The following is an 18,488-nucleotide window of genomic DNA, read 5'->3' on the forward strand; positions in this document are numbered from 1 at the left end:
TAAAACAGCCCGTGCGGATTCAGCAATTTTTTTGCTAACTAAAGCGCTGCACCTTCCTGAAATCCTGCCGATAACGCCTGTATGCCCGACTTTTTCGGGCCCCTCTCGGTTTTCACCGTCAAGGATTTGGCTATGGGTATGTTAAAAAACTTTACGATTCGCGCCGTTATGCTGTGGATCCTCGGCCTGTTTTGCCTGCTGTGGTGCGCAGTGGGCTGGTTCAGCGTGCATTCGCTCGGCGCCCTCAGCGCGGGCAATGACGTCGATCGTCATCTGGTCGCGCAGATGACCATTCTGAGCAAAGGCAACGATCAATATTTTCGCGTCATTACGCGGCTGTCGCGCGTGATGGAGAGCAAAGCCAGCGGCGCCCAGCCTGCGGAGCAGGAGTGGAAGCCGGTGCAGCAGGCGCTGGATAATATGACGCAGCAGCTGGCGCAGTTTAAGCAGATGGCGCCAGGCCCGATGGATCCGCAGATCGTCGACCAGACCATCGCCAGCTGGCAAAAGCTGCTGGATGAGGGCGTCGCGCCGCAGGTACAGAAAGCGCGTCAGGAGACGCTGGAGGCCTATCGCCAGCAGGCCAACGGCGTGACGCCGGCGCTGAGCCGCGCCTTTGGCGCCAGCGCCGAAACCTTCAATCAGGCGGCGGCCGTCAAGCTGGATCAAACCCGGGTTAACGTCGATCGTCTGACCGCGCTGACCAAAATCACGCTGGTAGCGGCGGTGGTGATCGGTCTGCTGATCCTGCTGTTCACCGATCGCTATCTGGTGACGATGCTGGTGAAACCGCTGGATCGCATCCGCGCGCATTTCGCGGTGATCGCCACCGGCGATCTCAGCCAGCCGGTCGAACCTTTCGGGCGCAACTGCGTCGGCAAGCTGGTGCCGCTGCTGAGCGCCATGCAGGAGAGCCTGCGCGAGGCGGTCAGCGCCATTCGCGGCGGCACCGAGAATATTTCGCGCGGGGCGGCGGAAATTTCAGCGGGCAATAACGATCTCTCGTCGCGCACCGAAGAGCAGGCGGCGGCGCTGGAGCAGACCGCCGCCAGTATGGAGCAGCTCACCGCCACGGTGAAGCTGAACGCCGACAACGCGCGTCAGGCGAGCCAGCTGGCGGAGACCGCGTCCTCAACCGCGCAGCAGGGCGGTCAGCTGGTGAGCGACGTCGTCACCACCATGCAGGGCATCTCCGGCAGTTCGAAAAAGATCGCCGAGATCACCAGCGTCATCAACGGCATCGCCTTCCAGACCAATATTCTGGCGCTGAACGCGGCCGTCGAGGCGGCGCGCGCCGGCGAACAGGGGCGTGGATTCGCCGTGGTCGCCAGCGAGGTGCGCAACCTGGCGCAGCGCAGCGCGGCCGCCGCGAAAGAGATTGCCGCGCTGATTGAAGATTCGGTGCAGCGCGTAGATAAAGGCGCGGTGCTGGTCAGCAACACCGGCACCACCATGCACCACATTTTGAAGTCGGTGCAGGACGTCGACGCCATTATGAAGCAGATCGCCTCGGCGTCAGAGGAGCAGAGCAAAGGCATCTCGCAGGTGGGTGTCGCCGTAACAGAAATGGACAGCGTCACCCAGCAAAACGCCTCGCTGGTGGAAGAGGTCTCCGCCGCCGCCGCTGCGCTGGCGCGTCAGACCGAATCGCTGGAGGCGTCGGTGGCTCGCTTCCGTTTGTCGTCGCAGGAGACGCCGCACAGCGCGCCGCGCGCCGCCGCCACGCCAGCCGCAGGCGGCACGCCTCGCCGCACGGCCGACAGCAGCGGCGACTGGGTCACCTTTTAGTCACGCGACAGCCACGCCGCCAGTTCCAGCAGGAAGGGCGGCGCATCCTGCGGCGAACGCTGCAGCAGACTGTAGCTCGCCCCGGTTTTCACCCGGCTGGCGAACGGCGCGATCAGGCGGCCGTTCGCCAGATCGCTCTCTACCAGATTAATATCCGCCACCGTCACGCCAAACCCCTGTATCGCCGCGCTAATCGCCAAATCCATGGTGCTGAAATGCTGATTGCGCGCCATCGTCAGCGTGCTGTTTTGTGCCCCGAGCCACAGCAGCCAGTCGCGGTTGTCGGCGGTGGGATGCAGAAAAGTCATGCCGGCCAGCGCCGCTGGCGCGGCGGGCGGCGTCATCCCGGCGGCCATCACCGGCGTAATCGCCTCGTCGAACAGGTGCACCGCGCCGGTGGGCGGCGTGCCGTAGATGATGGCGGCATCAAACCCTTCCAGCTGCGCGTTATGCTCCAGCGTGGTGGTGAGCGCGACATGCAGCTCCGGCTGGCGCTGTTCCAGCGCCACCAGCCGCGGCACCAGCCAGCGCATCGCGCAGGTCGGCGCCTTCAGCCGTATCGCGCCGTTGTGGCGCCACGCCTTATCCGTCGCGCTGATCATCTGCTCAAACCCGAGCCGCAGCTCTGGCAGCAGCGCGGCGCCCTGCGGCGTCAGACGCAGCCCGCGCGCGTGCCGTTCAAACAGCGCAAACCCCAGATAGTGTTCAAAGGCGGCGATTTTGCGGCTAACCGCGCCCTGGGTAATACAGAGTTCGCCCGCCGCGCGCGTCAGGTTGAGATGACGCGCGGTCACCAGAAAGGCGTGTATGGCGTTGAGCGGCAAAGTACGCGACATCGTGACTCCAGCTATGCATTTTCGTCATGGCTATTATGACAACATTTCGCTTGTCGGCTCAAGAGGAGGGTCGTTGAATAGAATCCAGCAAAATTTACATTTTTATGCACGCATGCAGGAGCCAGTCGCCATGAAAAGCAGCGTTAACGTCGCGTCAAAATTGCCTGACGTCGGCACCACGATATTTAGCGTCATCGGACAGCTCTCCGCGCGCCACAACGCCATCAACCTGTCGCAGGGCGCGCCAAACTTCCCGTGCGATCCGGCGCTGGTGGAGTCGGTGAGCCGCGCCATGCGCGAGGGGCATAACCAGTACGCGCCGATGACCGGCTTGCCCGCGCTCAGAGAGGCGCTGGCGGCCAAGGTCGCAGCGCTCTACGGGCAGCATTACGATCCCGCCAGCGAGGTGCTGATCAGCGGCAGCGCCAGCCAGGGCATCTATATGGCGATCACCGCGCTGGTGAACCGCGGCGATGAGGTGATCTTCTTCGAACCCGCCTTCGACAGCTATGCGCCGGTGGTGCGTCTGCAGGGCGGCACGCCGATCGGCCTGAAGCTGGCGTTCCCGGACTACGCCATTGACTGGACGGCGCTGCGCGCTGCGCTGACGCCGCGCACCCGCATGATCATCATCAACACGCCGCACAACCCGAGCGCGCAGGTACTGACGCCCGATGACCTGGCGCAGCTGGCGGCGCTGACGCGCAACACCGACATTGTGGTGCTCTCCGACGAAGTCTATGAGCATATTGTATTCGACGGTCGCGCCCACTGCGGCATGGCGACGCATCCCGAGCTGGCGCAGCGCAGCATCATCGTCTCGTCGTTCGGCAAAACCTTTCACGTCACCGGCTGGCGCGTCGGCTACTGCCTGGCGCCCGCCGAGCTGATGGCGGAGCTGGTGAAGGTGCATCAGTTTATGATGTATGCCGCCGATACGCCGATGCAGGTCGGGTTCGCGCACTATCTGCAGCAGGCGGAAAACTATCTCTCGCTGTCGGCGTTCTATCAGCAGAAGCGCGATCGTCTGGTAACGCTGCTGCAGGATTCGCCGTTTGAACTGCTGCCGTGCGCCGGTTCGTTTTTTGTTTTAGCCCGCTACGGACATTTCAGTGACGAACCTGACAGCGAGATGGTAAAACGTCTTATCGTTGAACACGGCGTGGCCACCATTCCGCTTTCGGCGTTTTATATGGACGGCACCGATAACAACGTGATTCGTCTCTCTTTTGCAAAAGACGACGCCACCCTGCAGCGCGGCGCAGAAGCGCTCTGTCGGGTTAAGGGTTAATCTCAGGGGAAAACAACATGAAAAAACTGAATGCGCTCTTTCTTGCTCTGGGCATGATGAGTTCGGTACAGGCGCTGGCGGCGGAGACGCTGCGCTACGGTCTGGAGTCGCAGTATGCGCCGTTTGAGAGTCGCAACGCGCAGGGCGAGCTGGAAGGATTCGATATCGAGCTGGGCAAGGCTATTTGCGCCACCGGCAATTTTAGCTGCCAATGGGTGGAGAGCAGCTTCGACGCGCTGATCCCGGCGCTGCAGGCGAAGAAGTTCGACGCCATTAACTCGGCGATGAACATCACCGAGGCGCGGGCGAAAAGCATCGACTTCACCAAACCGATCTACCGTATTCCCAGCATGCTGATCGTCAAAGAGGGCGAGAAGCTGCAGCCGACCGCCGAGGCGCTGAAAGGCAAGAACATTGGCGTGCTGCAGGGATCAATTCAGGAGACCTACGCCAAGAAGCACTGGGAAACCCAGGGCGTGACCGTCACCTCCTATCAGGATCAGAACCAGGTCTATAACGATATGGTCGCCGGCCGTCTCGACGGCACGCTGGTGATGTCCGCCGCCGGTCAGTCGGGCTTCCTCGATAAACCGCAGGGTAAAGGCTTCGTCTTCGCCGGCAAAGCGGTTGAGGATGACGCCATCCTCGGCTCTGGCATCGGTTTCGGTCTGCGCAAGGGCGACGCGAAGCTGAAGCAGGAGCTGGATGCGGCGATCACCAAGATTCAGGATGACGGCACGGTGAAAAAGCTGGCGGAGAAATATTTCCCCGGCATTGACGTCAGCGCGACGAAGTAAAAGAAAGGCGGCTCAGTTAAGCACGGGGTGATCACGCAGTCTGGAGCCGCTCAGGGGCGGCCCCAGCCTGCTGGCCAGCTTCCGTGTGCGCGGCTGGAAAGGGCCGCGGCCCGTCAGCATTCGCAGGCAAACCTGATTAAACGCGGCATGACGACTCTCTCTTTTGGCTGAATGCCTGCTGATTGTGTGAAGCGTCAGACAGCTGGTACAGTGGCGGCTCCGATAATAACCGGTCGTTTTCCGCCAATGTTGAATCAAGCAGGATTAGTGGCCGTTCTGGCCTATGAAGGGCTGTGCACCTTTGAGTTTGGTATTGCCGTCGAGATTTTTGGTCTGCCTCGCCCTGAGTTTGATTTTCCCTGGTATCAGCACCGGATCGTTTCTGTCGACGCGTCGCCGATGCAGGTAGCGGAAGGGATCCAGATTGTCTCCTCCTTTGGGCTGGACTCCCTCAGCGAGGCGCAAACCATTATTATCCCCGGCTGGCGTAATCGCGACGAAAGGCCGCCGCAGGCGTTGCTGCACGCGCTGTGCGCAGCCCACCAGCGCGGCACACGGCTGGTGTCAATCTGTTCCGGCGTGTTTGTTCTCGCGGCGGCGGGCTTGCTCAATGGGCTGCGCGCCACCACCCACTGGCGCTACACCGATGAGCTGGCGAGCCGCTATCCCGCTATCGAGGTGGACCCGAATGTGCTCTATGTCGATAGCGGTCAAATCATCACTTCAGCGGGCAGCGCGGCGGGCATTGATGCCTGTTTGCATCTGGTGAGTCGTGATTACGGCACGCAGATTGCCAATATCGTCGCCCGACGGTTAGTTATCGCTCCCCAGCGCGGCGGCGGGCAAACGCAGTTTATCCCTGCGCCGGTGGCGCAAAAGCCGCGGGATGAGATTGCGCCGGTGCTGGAGTGGGCGCTGCAAAATTTACACCGCAATGTCTCTGTCAGGCAGATGGCGCAGCAGGCGTTGATGTCAGAGCGCACCTTCCTGCGTCGATTCAGCAACGCGTCAGGCACCACACCCAAAGCCTGGCTGCTGCAGGCGCGAATGAACCTGGCGCGCGAGCTGCTGGAAAATAACCAGCTGCTGAACGAGCAAATCATGACGCGCTGTGGGTTTGGATCGATGGAGAGTTTTCGCGCCGCCTTTCGTAAATCCGCGGGGATTTCACTCTCCACCTATCGCAAAACCTTTGGCGGAATCAACCGCGCTGAGCTGAGTTAGCTCTGCGCCGCCAGCAAACAGAGCCGCTCCGCCACCTGATAGGACTTCACAAACGAAGAGATGGGCAGAAACTCAAAGCGTGAGTGGAAATTATGCGCGCCGGTAAAGAAGTTTGGCGTCAGCAGCCCCTTCGCCGACAGCGCCGCGCCGTCAGTGCCGCCGCGCATCGGGATCACCTTCGGTTCAATATCGAGATCCGCCAGCGCGGTGAAGATCAGATCGATCGCGCGGCGATCCTCGCCCACGGCATTGCTGATATTGCTGTAGATGTCGCTGATGCTGATAGCGACGTCGCCGGAGGGGTAGCGCTGGGCGATGGTCGTCACGGCCTGCTGCAACTGGGCTTTGCGCGCCGCGAACTGCGCCAGATCGAAATCGCGGATCGAGGCCTTCAGCGTCGCCTGGCTGGCGCCCGCCTGCAGCTCGTTAAACCAGATATAGCCTTCGCGGCCCTCGGTATGCTCCGGCGTCGCCTGACGATCGAACAGGCTGATAAAGTCGTGCGCCATCAGCAGCGGGTTGACCAACACCCCTTTGGCCGACATCGGGTGCGCCGGCACGCCGGTAAAGGTGATTTCCGCCGACGCGCCGTTGAAGTTCTCATACACCACTTCGCCCAGTTCGCAGCAGTCGATGGTCCAGGCGAAATCGACGTTGAAGCGCGTTTCCAGATCCAGCGCCTTCGCGCCGCGCAGGCCAATCTCTTCGTCGGGCACAAAGGCCACAACGATATCGCCGTGCTCCCCCTGTAGATTCTCCATCAGCGTCATTACCACCGTCACCGCCGCTTTGTTATCCGCGCCGAGCACGCTGGTGCCGTCGCTAAAGATAATCTCCTCGCCGAGATAGGGCGCGATCTCGGGATGTTGGTCGCGACGCAGCCAGATATCTTCGCGCGCGTTGAGCAGCAGGTCTTCGCCCTGCCAGGTGAGGATCTGCGGATGGATGTCAGGCGACAGGCCGACGTCTACGGTGTCGATATGGGTGATAAAACCGATGCGCGGTGCATCCTGCCGGTTGCCGCGCTTTACGGCGGTCACCGTGGCGCTGCTGTCGATGACCACCTCATCCAGCCCGAGAGCGGTCAGCTCCTGCGCCAGCAGCTGCGCCATGGCGTGCTGGCTCGGCGTGCTCGGCAAGGTAGCGGATTTAGCGTCGCTCTGGCTGCTGACCGCCAGATAGCGGAAAAAACGTTGAGTTAACTGATTTGCAAGGGCTGTCATCACTGATCCTTATTTGTCTGCCAACAGCAGCATTCGCTATGTTACGAAAACGTGGTATCCATAAAGCGCCTGGATCATTTAGGGAATCTGACCAACGGAAGTCAATAAAAAGTGAGGAAATGATGAAAGTGAAGATAGCGATGCTGGCGTTGCTAACCGCAACCCTGGCGCATAATGCCGGCGCGAAGACGCTGGTTTACTGTGCGGAAGGGTCGCCGGAGAACTTCAATCCGCAGCTTTATACCTCGGGAACCAGCGTGGACGCCAGCGCGGTGCCGGTGTTCAACCGGCTGGTGGATTTTAAATATGGCACCACGGAGCTGGTGCCGAGCCTGGCCGAAAGCTGGGAGATCAGCCCGGACGGCAAGGTCTACACCTTCCATCTGCGTAAAAACGTCGCTTTTCAGGAGAATAAAGCCTTCAAACCCAGCCGCAATTTTAATGCCGACGATGTCATTTTCTCTTTTATGCGGCAGATGGATGTGAAAAATCCCTATCACAACGTCTCGGGCGGCACCTACGCCAACTTCGACAGCCTGGAGCTGGCGACGCTGATTAAAAGCATCGATCGCGTTGACGACTACACCGTACGCTTTACCCTGAGCCACGCGGAGTCGCCGTTCCTGGCCGATCTCGCCTGGTACTTCGCCTCGATTCACTCCGCCGAATACGCCGACAAAATGCTGAAAGCGGGCACGCCGGAAAAAGTCGATATGGATCCGATCGGCACAGGCCCGTTCCAGCTGGTGCAGTATCAGAAAGACTCGCGCATTCTCTACAAGGCGTTTCCGCACTACTGGGCGGGCAAGGCGAAGCTGGATCGCATCGTGTTCAGCATCACGCCGGACGCCTCGGTTCGGCTGGCCAAGCTGGAGAAGGGCGAGTGTCAGGTGATGCCGTTCCCCAATCCCGCTGACCTGGAGAAGATGCGCAGCAACCCGGCGATTAACCTGATGCAAAAAGCGGGGCTGAATACCGGCTTCCTGGCCTTCAACACCACCAAAGCGCCGCTGGATAAGGTCGAGGTGCGCCAGGCGCTGGCGATGGCGATCAACAAGCCCGCGATTATCGACGCCATTTTTAAAGGCACCGGCAGCGCGGCAAAGAATATCCTGCCGCCGGGCGTCTGGAGCGCAAACAAAGACCTGAAAGATTACGACTACGATCCCGAGAAAGCCAAAGCGCTGCTGCAGCAGGCGGGCATCAAGCCCGGCACCGAAATTGCGCTCTGGGCGATGCCGGTGTCGCGCCCCTATAACCCCAACGCGCGCCGCATGGCGGAGATGATCCAGGCGGACTGGGCGAAGATCGGCATCAAGGCGACCATCGTCACCTATGAATGGGGTGAATATCTCAAGCGAGTGCGCAGCGGCGAACATCAGGCGGCGCTGATGGGATGGACCACCGCCACCGGCGATCCGGATAACTTCTTCGGGCCGCTCTACAGCTGCAAATCGACCCAGGGTGGATCAAACTCGTCGAAGTGGTGCTATCAGCCGTTTGAAAAGCTGATCACCGAGGCGCGCGCTGAGCCGGATCAGGGCAAACGCACCGCGCTCTATCTGCAGGCGCAGCAGATCATGCACGATCAGATGCCAGCGGTGATGATCGCGCACTCGACCATCTTCGAGCCGGTGCGCAAAGAGGTAGACGGCTACCAGATCGATCCGTTCGGCAAGCACATCTTCTATCCGGTCGATATCAAAGAGTAGCTAAGCCAGCCCGGTGGCGATGGCGTTCAGGCGCTGCTGAAGAAAGGCGAGAAAGGGCGACAGCGCCGCGTTGCGCTGTCGCCCCGACACGCGCTGCAGCTGCAGCGTGCGCTGGCTGAGCTGATCGACGCCCATCTCGCGCAGCACCAGATCCCGGCTCTGGGTTTCGTTAAGCAGGGTGAATGCGCTGCTGATGGTTATCGCCTCGGGCGTATTAAGCAGAAACTGGTAGAGCGTGGCGAAATAGTCGCAGGTCAGCACCGGCTCAATCACGCAGCCGCGCATCTGACAGGCGAGGTCAAACAGCTGGCGCACCGTGGTGTTCTGCTCCGGCAGCGCCATGGGGTAGTGGGAGAGCGCCTCCAGCGTCACCGGACGTTGCGCCAGCGGATGATCCCGATGCATCGCCAGCAGCACCGGCGCGGGCCAGGAGCCCATTACCTCCACACCGCGCTCCGGGTGCAGGCTAAACTGCAGCGCCACGTCACACTCGCCGGCGCGCACCCGCTCCGCCACCATCTGCGCGCTCTCTACCTTCAGCGCGAAGTAGACGCCGGGATTGAGCGTGCGAAATTCCGCCAGCAGGCCGGGCAGCAGGCTGAACGCCATCCCATCGGTGCAGGCGATGCGGATCAGCGTGCGGCGGATCGCCTTCAGCCCTTTGATCTCCGCCAGCGCGTAGTCCATATCCAGCATGCTTTGCCGCACCTGACGGGCAAAGATTTCTCCCGCCTCGTTCAGCACCATGCCGCGCGCGTGGCGCTCGAACAGCGGCGCGCCTACCTGCGCCTCCAGCCGCTGGATCTGCCGGCTGATGGCGGAGACCGCCACAAACAGCTGTTCACTGGCGGCGCTTAGCGAGCCGCTGTTGGCCACGGCAAGAAAATAACGGATTTCACTGCTCTGCATCGTTTCGCCTCTGCACCGCCTCGGGGCGTGCTTCTTTTTTGGGCATTGTAGCCTTGCTTTAAAAGCAAAGGTAGCTCGATAAATTGATAATTGTGGCAATGCCGGCCTTCTGGCAAAGATAGGTGACAGCACAATAAAAAAGACAGGGCAAACATGACGGAACAACAGGCAGTTGACCAGGCGATGCGCTACTTCGACAGCGGGGAATTTCAGCAGCTTCTGGCGCGTCGCATCGCGTGCGTAACCGAAAGCCAGCGAGGCGATCGCGACAGCGAGCTGAGGCACTATTTACACGGCGAAATTGGCCCGCAGCTGGCGGCGCTCGGCTTTAGGCTGCACTTTATCGATAATCCCGTGGCGGCGCAGCGCCCGTTTCTGGTGGCGACGCGTATCGAAGCGGAAAACCTGCCGACGCTGCTGGTTTACGGCCACGGCGACGTGGTGTTCGGCGATGATGAAAACTGGCGCGACGGGCTGGATCCGTGGCTGCTGACCGAAGAGGGCGATCGCTGGTATGGCCGCGGCAGCGCCGACAACAAAGGGCAGCACTGCGTTAATCTGGCGGCGCTGGAGCAGGTCTACCACGCGCGCGGCGGCCGCCTTGGCTTTAACTGCAAAATTTTGTTCGAGATGGGCGAAGAGATCAGCTCGCCGGGCCTGGCCGAACTCTGCCAGCAGCAGCAGGCGCTGCTGCGCGCCGATCTCTTTATCGCCTCTGATGGCCCGCGCGTCAGCGCGCCGCGACCGACGCTGTTTCTGGGATCGCGCGGCGCGGTTAACTTCCGCCTCACCATTAACGCGCGCGATAACGCCTATCATTCCGGCAACTGGGGCGGGCTGCTGAGCAATCCCGGCACCCGGCTGGCAAGCGCTATTGCCTCGCTGGTCAACGCGCAGGGCGTGCTGCAGGTCGAGGCACTGAAGCCCGACTCGCTGAGCGCGGCAGTGCGCGCCATTCTCAGCGATATTGAGGTGGGCGGCATGCCGGGCGATCCGGCGCTTGACGCTAACTGGGGCGAACCAGGCCTGACGGCGGCGGAACGCCTCTATGGCTGGAACACGCTGGAGGTGCTGGCGTTCGAAACCGGCAGCCCGGCGCGTCCAATGAACGCTATCCCCGGCACGGCGACCGCCGTATGCCAGCTGCGCTTCGTGGTCGGCACCGACTGGGAAAACCTGGTGGCGCACGTGCAGGCACATCTGCACGCGCGCGGATTCGATGACGTACAGGTCGACTTCCTGCGCGGCTCCCCGGCCACGCGCCTCGATCCGCAAAGCCCGCTGGTCGCCTGGGCGCTGGAGAGCCTGGCCGTCAGCAGCAACAAAAAACCGGCGCTGCTGCCCAACCTCGGCGGCTCGCTGCCCAACGAGGTCTTTTCCGACATCCTGGGCCTGCCGACGCTGTGGGTGCCGCACTCCTATCCCGCCTGTGGCCAGCACGGCGTCAACGAGCATATGCTGAAGTCCGTGGCGCGCGAAGGGTTGCAGATCATGACCCGGCTGCTCTGGCAGCTGGGCGAAGAGGGCGAGGCGCTGCTGGCGCGGCAGCAGGCGTATCAGGAGGCGCGCGTATGAGCAGTCTGACGCAAACGGCGCCGCAGGTTCACACCAGACCGAGCCTGCATAAAACCCTGTTCGCCACCTGTATCGGCAACGCGCTGGAGTGGTTCGATATTGCGGTCTACGGCTTTTTCGCCAGCTATATCGCGCACGCCTTCTTTCCCACCAGTGACGCCTCGGTTTCGCTGCTGCTGACCTTCGGCAGCTTTGGCGTATCATTCCTGATCCGTCCGCTCGGTGCGGTGGTGCTTGGCAACTACGCCGATCGCCACGGCCGTAAAAAGGCGCTGCTGCTCTCTATCAACCTGATGATGCTGGGCGGCGCGATGATCACCTTTATGCCAGAGTACGGCACCATTGGGCTGGCCGCGCCGCTGCTGATTATGCTGGCGCGCCTGATCCAGGGCTTTTCGGCGGGCGGCGAGTTCGGCAGCTCCACGGCGTTTCTGGTGGAGCATTTTCCCGAGCGTAAGGCTTTTATTGCCAGCTGGCAGTTTGCCACGCAGGGCGCGAGCACGCTGATGGCTTCCGCCTTTGGGCTGGGGCTGACGCAGATCCTCAGCGAGGCGGAGATTCAGTCGTGGGGCTGGCGCATCCCGTTTGCCTTCGGCCTGCTGATTGGCCCGCTGGGGATCTACATTCGCCGCCACGTGCATGAGCCGGCCAGCTTCACGCAGCAGGAGAAAAGCGCGGCGCCGTTGAAACAGCTGTTTGGCCGCCAGAAAGAGCTGATGCTGCTGGCAGTCGGCCTGATGGTGATTTCGACGGCGGTGAACTACATGCTCAACTACGTGCCGACCTACGCCACGAAAACGCTGCATCTGCCGGGAAGCGTCGCTTTTAGCGCCACGCTGCTGGCGGGAGTGATCCTCACCGTGGTGACGCCGCTGATGGGGCTGTGCGCCGAGCGCGTAGGGCGGGTGCCGCTGATGTGGGGATCGCTGCTGCTGCTGCTGGTGACCATCTATCCCGCGTTCAGCTATATGACGAATCACACCTCGCCGCTGACGTTGATGCTGCTGGTGGGCTGGATGGCGCTGCTGAAGTCTATCTACTTCTCTACCGTGCCGTCGGTGATGGCGGATCTCTTTCCGCTCGGCACGCGCGCCAGCGGCATGGCGATCAGCTACAACGTCGCGGTGACCATCTTTGGCGGCTTCGCGCCGCTGATCTGCACGCTGTTGATCAACGCCACCGGCACCAGCCTTGCGCCAGGTTACTATCTGATGGCGGTGTCGCTGCTGAGCGCCGCGGCGCTGCTGCGCAGCCGGTCGCGCATCGCGTAAAAAACAGCGATGCGAAGCTAGCAGGTGCTCTGCATTTCGTGCAGGAATGAGGCCTGCTAAGCCCTTCAGGCTGCCTACGCGGCAGCCTGAAGGGATTGCGGCAGCTTTCAGGTGAGCCGGTGAAGTTGGCTCAGGATATAAGTATGGAATTCTGCGTGTGTCAGAAAGGTTTTACCAGATCGCGCCTTGAGTTCTGCGCCCATGGCGCGGAGGGCGCTACGATTAGCCTGGGTTTGCAGCTTATTCACCTTGCGCAGATGATAATCAAGCTCATAGTCTTCAGAAAAATTTATATATTCATGATCGCTTAAAGCCATTTTGTCGTCCTTTTCAAAAGAGGTATCGGCTGATACCCACTGTGAATATGAGGTTTTATCGTAATGGCGGCAATCTTGCTTGTTTGTTCAGCTTCACAAAAACAGCAATTTCTCTGGACGAAAAAGCCACACGTTGGGCGTAATGCTTGTTAGTTACAGGCGTGTTCAGGTAAGGCCGCTATTTTCTCTAAATGGCGGCCTTTTCTTATCCGCGTGTGAGCATGCTGGTGCGGGCCACAGAGCTTCATCCTCTGCAGGGCCGTCCTCGCGCCGCTGCGCGGTGCCTTCGGCTGCAACGTCGTGCCGGACGGACCGTTCGGGTACGGCCATCCAGGCCTACCCGAACTGCCTGTCGCCTCCCTGCGACAGGTTCCGGGCACAACGTTTCCGCCTCAGCGCTGCGAATAGCCCTCTTCAGCAGAGAAGGCGCAGTGGCCTCAGACCGGGTGTCCTTTACCGTCTGTTTCTAACAGCGCACACGGAAGCTGGCAGGCAGGCTGGGGCCGTTCAGGGGCGGGCATTTCGCAGCGCTGAACAGAATGCGTCTGCCAGGAGAGCCCGCAGGGATGCGGGCGAAAGGTGGGGCTGGAACAGGGATGTTCCATCCCCACCGGTCCGTGAGGCAGACGAATGACGTGAAGGGACCGCGTCAGCGGCGCGAGGACCGCCAGCCCCTGAACGGCCCCAGACTGCATTATCACCCCATGCTTAACTGGCAAACATGACGGCGTTTTACAACCTGGACAGATTGAGCCTTACAGCGAAAACTGCAGATAGGCGACGTGCGTCTGCAGATACTCCTCCAGGCCATGACGCCCGTCGGCGCCGCCGATACCCGATTTGCGCCAGCCGGCGTGGAAGCCCTGCATCGCTTCAAAGTTCTCGCGGTTAACGTAGGTTTCGCCAAACTTCAGCCTGCGCAGCGCCGCCATGGTGGTGTTTAAATCCCGCGTATAGAGTGAAGAGGTCAGGCCATATTCGCAGTCGTTGGCCAGCTCAATCGCCTCGTCCAGTGTCTTGAAGGTCATCACCGGCAGCACCGGCCCAAAGATCTCCTCGCGCATAATCTCCATATCCTGACGCACGTCGGCGATAATAGTCGGCTCAAAAAAGAAGCCTTTATCGCCGGCGCGTTTGCCGCCCAGCACCACCTTGCCGCCCGCCGCCACGGCGTCCGCCACTTTTTTCTCCACGCGCGCCAGCGCGGCGGCGGTGATCAGCGGTCCCATATCAATGTCGCGCTGCTCCGCCGGATCGCCAAATTTTACCTGCTTAAACGCCTCGGTCAGCGCCGTCATAAAGCGGTCGTAGATGCCTTCCTGCACATAAACGCGCTCTGCGCAGTTGCACACCTGCCCGCTGTTGATCACGCGCGAGCTGACAATCGCCTTCACCGCCAAATCGACGTCGGCATCGTTCATCACGATGGCGGGCGCTTTGCCGCCCAGCTCCAGCGACACCTTAGTGACGTTCTTCGCCGCGGCCGCCATCGTGGCGACGCCTGCGCCGACGCTGCCGGTCAGGCTCACCAGACCCACTTTCGCATTAGCGGCCAGCTCCTGGCCAATCTCCGGGCCGTAGCCGTAGACAATGTTAATCACGCCCTGCGGCAGGCCAATCTGATGCAGGATCTCAGCAAAGATGCCGGCGTTAAGCGGCGTCAGTTCGCTGGGCTTGATGACGATGGTATTGCCGGTAATCAGCGCGGGCGCGGCTTTACGCGCGATTAGAAAGAAGGGGAAGTTCCACGGCAGGATGCCGGTGGTGACGCCGATCGCCTTTTTAAACACGAAGATATTCTCGTTGGGGCGATCGCTGTTGACGATCTCGCCTTCATAGCGGCGCGCCCATTCGGCCATATAGTCGAGGTAGTCGGCTGTAAACAGCACCTCGGTCTGCGCCAGGCCTTGCGTTTTGCCGCCTTCAGCGACGATGGTGGCGGTCAGCTCGGGTTCGCGCTGGCGGATGGCGTTCGCCAGCTTGCGCAGCCAGCCGCCGCGCGCGACGGCGGGCAACGCCTCCCAGGCGGGCTGTGCGGCTTCGGCGGCGTCAATCGCGCGGCTGGCCTCCTGCGCGCAGCCTTCGGGGATACGCGCCAGCAGCGTTTCGGTGGCGGGATTGATTACCTCGATCCACGCGTCGCGGCTGTGCGCGACAAATTCACCGTTAATATAATGTTTTAGTTCTGTTGTCATCTGCTGCATCTCCGATGTCGGGTACGTTAATAAAATGTTTTATAAATGCAGCGTGAAACAAAACCCCTGACGACACCTTAGCCTGATTGCCATTTACAGCGCGGCGCTGGCAAACAAACGCAGAACAGGGCGCTGACGACGACAAAAGCTTGCATTGGGTATGCGTGACCCCCATATCTTCTCTACGTTGCGCAAAACGGAATTTGGGCCAACACTTTCAGTAATGAGGAGGATGTTATGGCGAGCGGATGGGCGTCAGATGGCGCCGTGCAGGAACAGATTGAAAGTACCGTTAATGATGAAATCGCCCGCGTGCGCGGCAGCATGAACAAGGGCGAAAGCGCGGAGTATTGCGACGAATGCGGCGAGCCAATCCCGCAGGCGCGCCGCGAGGCGGTGCCCGGCGTGCGTTTCTGCCTGGCCTGCCAGCAGGCGCACGACAAAGAACTCAAAGGCAGCGCCCTCTATAATCGACGCGGCAGCAAAGACAGCCAGCTGCGTTAGCTCAGGAACCTGGCATGGCGAGTCCGCTGCCGATGAACCATGCCAGAAAACCGACGCCCGCCACGATAATGGCGATCGGAAACAGAATACCCACTCTCATAGAAACCTCGTTATCTTCCCGTCAGGCGACCTGCATCACCGCGCGGTGCGTTTTTAGCATGCTGAAAAGCTGAAACTGGCTGGCGTCGCTGACGTCGCGCAGGACCTCGCCCTTTTTATAGGTGATGCGGTGAATATGGCCCAGCTGGCGCCACACCACCATCGCCGAGGCGATCAGCGCGCAGCTCTCTTCCGCCTGCTGACACTCCAGCGTCGCATAGCGCGCCTCTTCCAGTTCGTTGATAAAGATCTTTACCGCGCTGGCGGGCAGGATGGCGCGCAGGTCATCCAGCATGACGCGGCTTACCGCACGCGATAAAAACAGCGTTAACCATTTTCCCGTCATCTTATTTCCTGCCGTGGATGCGTTTTACCGTTTTATACGGGCTTCATCGCCATTAGGGAAGCATCTTTGTTTTTTTGCCAGGCGCGCTGAAAAAACGGCAGCCAGCGGGAAAATGTGCTGCGCGGCACAGCATTTTATTAAAAACACCTGAATAATGAGTAGGTTAAAGGATTTCTCCGCTGCAGATCCAACAAAATCGAAACTGTGATCCCGGTAGGGAGTAACCGGCTGATATTGCCATTTCGGCTTTGTGATCGGCAGCCATTCAAAGGCTGGAGGCGTCAGGCGCACCGTAGACTGCCTGCTGACCAGGAACCGGGTTTCCTGTAGGCCTCAACCTTATGCAAGGAATAACAATGAACAGTGCCATTATTGCAGGTATCTTCTGGCATCTCGTCGGTGCTGCCAGTGCCGCGTGTTTCTACGCGCCGTTTAAACAGGTGAAAAAGTGGTCATGGGAAACGATGTGGTCGGTCGGTGGCTTTATGTCCTGGTTGATCCTGCCGTGGGCGGTCAGCGCGGTGCTGCTGCCAAACTTCTGGTCCTACTACAGCAGCTTTAGCTTCTCTCAGCTGCTGCCGGTCTTTCTGTTCGGCGCGATGTGGGGCATCGGCAACATCAACTACGGTCTGACGATGCGCTATCTTGGCATGTCGATGGGCATCGGCATCGCTATCGGCATCACGCTGGTGGTCGGCACCCTGATGACGCCGCTGATCCAGGGACGGTTCGGCGAACTGTTCGCCTCAACCGGCGGCCGGTTAACCCTGCTCGGCGTCGCCGTGGCGCTGGTGGGCGTCGCGATCGTCTCGCGCGCCGGCCTGCTGAAAGAGCGCGCGCTGGGGATCAACGCGGAAGAGTTCAATCTCAAGAAGGGACTGGTGCTGGCGGTGCTGTGCGGTATCTTTTCGGCGGGCATGTCGTTCGCCATGGACGCGGCGAAACCGATGCATGAAGCGGCGGCAGCACTGGGCATCGATCCGCTCTACGTCGCGCTGCCAAGCTATGTGGTGATTATGGGCGGCGGGGCGCTGGTCAACCTGGCGTTCTGTTTTATCCGCCTGGCGATGAAGCCGGAGCTGTCGCTGCGTCGCGATCTCTCCGTGGCGAAGCCGCTGCTGATTGCCAATATCGCCTTCGCGGTGCTGGGCGGCACCATGTGGTATCTGCAGTTCTTCTTTTACGCCTGGGGCCACGCCAAAATCCCGCCGCAGTATGACTACGTCAGCTGGATGCTGCACATGAGCCTTTACGTGCTGTGCGGCGGCCTGGTCGGGCTGCTGATGAAAGAGTGGAAATCGGCTGGACGCCGTCCGGTCAGCGTGCTTTCGCTCGGCTGCGTGGTGATTATTATTGCCGCTAACATTGTGGGCCTTGGGCTGGCGGCGTAAGTACCGATACCAGAGATAATCAGCGTTGAATGTAAGATAAAGCGCCCGCGACACGCCTGTCACGGGCGCTTTGCTTTTCGGGCGATCTCACCTGCGTAGAGTCGTGGTCACCTTTCTGCCAGCCGCCGCAGGTTTAAGACGGCGCTCTGTCCTGCGCCGCGCTTCCCGACCGCTGCGGCACAAACCGTTGCCGCCAGGCGCTGGGCGTCAGGCCGGTTTCGCGCGTAAACACCACTGAGAAATAGTTGCTGTCGTCAAATCCGCAGCGCGCCGCCACTTCGCCTATCAAACAATCCTGCGTGCGCAGCAGATGCTTTGCCTGACAGAGCTGCAGCTGACGCAAATAGTGACCGACCGTCATCCCGGTCTGCTGGCGGAACAGCTGCTTCAGGGCGCGCTCGTTCAGCGCGTTTTGCTGGCAAAAGGTCGCCAGATCGAAGGGGCGCGCCACCGCGCCCTGCAGCGCCGACATCAGCAGGTCAAGCTGTTCGCCTTCGGGCAGCGCCCAGGGCCGGTCCGCCGCATAGCCGTGGCGGCGCAGGATCAGCGCCAGCTGCAAAAACAGCGCTTCTGACAGCTGAATAGAGAGAGGATCGCTCTTATGGCTTTCGCGCTCCAGCTGGCTGATGACGCCGCGCGCCAGCGCCATGCCGCGCGTGGTCAGACGCCAGCAGCCCGGCGCATCTTCGCCCTGCGGCGGCAGCAGCTGCGCCCAGTCGAGCCCCAGGCCGAAACGATCGCGGCAGTAAAGGATGTTGTCGAGCACCAGGTCATTAACGCTGTCGTAGCTGTGGCAATCCTGATCGCGAATATAGAAGACGTCGCCGCAGGTAATCAGCCAGGGGCGATCGTTAAGAATATGCAGGCCATTACCGCGCCAGACGATAACGATTTCGCTGAACTCATGCCGGTGCGCGGGAAAAGAGGGCTGCGGCATACGTTCAGCCACGGTGACCGGCAGGTTGGGGGCGGGAAAATAGTCCTCCCGACTCAGGATCAGCGACATCGAT

Annotated in this window: 18 protein-coding genes; 9 read left to right on the forward strand and 9 right to left on the reverse strand. The window is 60.8% G+C overall.

Annotated elements, in window-relative coordinates; all coding sequences use genetic code 11:
* Positions 1–132 precede the first annotated feature (132 nt).
* Positions 133–1,788, forward strand: coding sequence for a methyl-accepting chemotaxis protein (locus MC269_RS09120; RefSeq protein ID WP_239954988.1), 1,656 nt, complete (start codon positions 133–135; stop codon positions 1,786–1,788).
* Here the strand turns inward: MC269_RS09120 and MC269_RS09125 are convergent.
* Positions 1,785–2,624, reverse strand: coding sequence for a LysR substrate-binding domain-containing protein (locus MC269_RS09125; RefSeq protein ID WP_239954989.1), 840 nt, complete (start codon positions 2,622–2,624; stop codon positions 1,785–1,787). The two genes, MC269_RS09120 and MC269_RS09125, sit on opposite strands and share 4 nt — an antisense overlap.
* A gap of 130 nt (positions 2,625–2,754) precedes the next feature.
* Here MC269_RS09125 and MC269_RS09130 point away from each other — a divergent pair, with 130 nt between their 5' ends.
* The 3 genes from MC269_RS09130 to ftrA all read left to right on the forward strand — a co-directional run bounded on the left by MC269_RS09130 (position 2,755) and on the right by ftrA (position 5,936).
* On the forward strand, positions 2,755–3,915 hold the full coding sequence (locus MC269_RS09130; protein ID WP_239954990.1) for a methionine aminotransferase: 1,161 nt from the start codon (positions 2,755–2,757) through the stop codon (positions 3,913–3,915).
* Between the two features lie 17 nt (positions 3,916–3,932).
* Positions 3,933–4,712 carry a transporter substrate-binding domain-containing protein gene (locus tag MC269_RS09135; RefSeq protein WP_239954991.1) on the forward strand — a complete coding sequence of 260 codons (780 nt, stop codon included), beginning with the start codon at positions 3,933–3,935 and terminating at the stop codon, positions 4,710–4,712.
* A 246-nt stretch (positions 4,713–4,958) separates the two neighbouring features.
* Positions 4,959–5,936, forward strand: coding sequence for a transcriptional regulator FtrA (ftrA, locus tag MC269_RS09140; RefSeq protein ID WP_239954992.1), 978 nt, complete (start codon positions 4,959–4,961; stop codon positions 5,934–5,936).
* Here the strand turns inward: ftrA and pepT are convergent.
* A complete protein-coding gene (gene pepT, locus MC269_RS09145; RefSeq protein WP_239954993.1) occupies positions 5,933–7,159 on the reverse strand; it encodes a peptidase T in 1,227 nt (408 codons plus the stop codon). The two genes, ftrA and pepT, sit on opposite strands and share 4 nt — an antisense overlap.
* A 122-nt stretch (positions 7,160–7,281) precedes the next feature.
* On the opposite strand from pepT, the gene MC269_RS09150 reads away from it, so the two are divergent.
* On the forward strand, positions 7,282–8,871 hold the full coding sequence (locus MC269_RS09150) for an ABC transporter substrate-binding protein (RefSeq protein WP_081137727.1): 1,590 nt from the start codon (positions 7,282–7,284) through the stop codon (positions 8,869–8,871).
* Here the strand turns inward: MC269_RS09150 and MC269_RS09155 are convergent, their stop codons facing one another.
* Positions 8,872–9,780, reverse strand: a complete 909-nt coding sequence (locus tag MC269_RS09155) for a LysR family transcriptional regulator (RefSeq protein WP_239954994.1) — start codon at positions 9,778–9,780, stop codon at positions 8,872–8,874. It lies immediately after the preceding gene.
* 153 nt (positions 9,781–9,933) lie between these two features.
* On the opposite strand from MC269_RS09155, the gene MC269_RS09160 reads away from it, so the two are divergent.
* A complete protein-coding gene (locus tag MC269_RS09160) occupies positions 9,934–11,355 on the forward strand; it encodes a M20 family metallopeptidase (RefSeq protein WP_239954995.1) in 1,422 nt (473 codons plus the stop codon).
* Complete coding sequence (locus MC269_RS09165; protein ID WP_239954996.1) at positions 11,352–12,626, forward strand: MFS transporter; 1,275 nt, start codon at positions 11,352–11,354, stop codon at positions 12,624–12,626. The genes MC269_RS09160 and MC269_RS09165 overlap by 4 nt, the downstream gene beginning before the upstream one ends.
* A 107-nt stretch (positions 12,627–12,733) precedes the next feature.
* Here MC269_RS09165 and MC269_RS09170 read toward each other — a convergent pair whose 3' ends face one another.
* Together MC269_RS09170 and aldA are read right to left on the reverse strand one after the other, a co-directional pair.
* On the reverse strand, positions 12,734–12,943 hold the full coding sequence (locus tag MC269_RS09170; protein ID WP_239954997.1) for a hypothetical protein: 210 nt from the start codon (positions 12,941–12,943) through the stop codon (positions 12,734–12,736).
* Positions 12,944–13,698: 755 nt separating this feature from the next.
* Positions 13,699–15,138: an aldehyde dehydrogenase gene (gene aldA, locus MC269_RS09175; protein ID WP_239954999.1), complete on the reverse strand. Its 1,440-nt coding sequence runs from the start codon at positions 15,136–15,138 to the stop codon at positions 13,699–13,701.
* A gap of 237 nt (positions 15,139–15,375) precedes the next feature.
* On the opposite strand from aldA, the gene MC269_RS09180 reads away from it, so the two are divergent.
* On the forward strand, positions 15,376–15,642 hold the full coding sequence (locus MC269_RS09180) for a DksA/TraR family C4-type zinc finger protein (RefSeq protein WP_081137663.1): 267 nt from the start codon (positions 15,376–15,378) through the stop codon (positions 15,640–15,642).
* Between the two features lies 1 nt (position 15,643).
* Here MC269_RS09180 and MC269_RS09185 read toward each other — a convergent pair whose 3' ends face one another.
* Genes MC269_RS09185 through MC269_RS09195 form a run of 3 tightly spaced genes read right to left on the reverse strand, consistent with a single transcriptional unit; the run spans position 15,644 to position 16,378 of the window.
* Positions 15,644–15,742: a YoaK family small membrane protein gene (locus MC269_RS09185; protein WP_143806249.1), complete on the reverse strand. Its 99-nt coding sequence runs from the start codon at positions 15,740–15,742 to the stop codon at positions 15,644–15,646.
* Positions 15,743–15,763: 21 nt separating this feature from the next.
* Positions 15,764–16,087 carry a hypothetical protein gene (locus MC269_RS09190; protein ID WP_239955001.1) on the reverse strand — a complete coding sequence of 108 codons (324 nt, stop codon included), beginning with the start codon at positions 16,085–16,087 and terminating at the stop codon, positions 15,764–15,766.
* Between the two features lie 24 nt (positions 16,088–16,111).
* Positions 16,112–16,378, reverse strand: a complete 267-nt coding sequence (locus tag MC269_RS09195; RefSeq protein ID WP_239955002.1) for a hypothetical protein — start codon at positions 16,376–16,378, stop codon at positions 16,112–16,114.
* A gap of 65 nt (positions 16,379–16,443) precedes the next feature.
* Between MC269_RS09195 and rhaT the strand changes: the two genes are divergently transcribed.
* Positions 16,444–17,478, forward strand: a complete 1,035-nt coding sequence (gene rhaT, locus MC269_RS09200; protein ID WP_239955003.1) for an L-rhamnose/proton symporter RhaT — start codon at positions 16,444–16,446, stop codon at positions 17,476–17,478.
* Between the two features lie 133 nt (positions 17,479–17,611).
* Here rhaT and rhaR read toward each other — a convergent pair whose 3' ends face one another.
* A complete protein-coding gene (rhaR, locus tag MC269_RS09205) occupies positions 17,612–18,484 on the reverse strand; it encodes an HTH-type transcriptional activator RhaR (protein WP_081137660.1) in 873 nt (290 codons plus the stop codon).
* Positions 18,485–18,488 lie beyond the last annotated feature (4 nt).

The sequence above is a fragment of the Pantoea sp. Z09 genome (genome assembly GCF_022394795.1).
GTDB classification, from domain to species: domain Bacteria; phylum Pseudomonadota; class Gammaproteobacteria; order Enterobacterales; family Enterobacteriaceae; genus Pantoea; species Pantoea latae.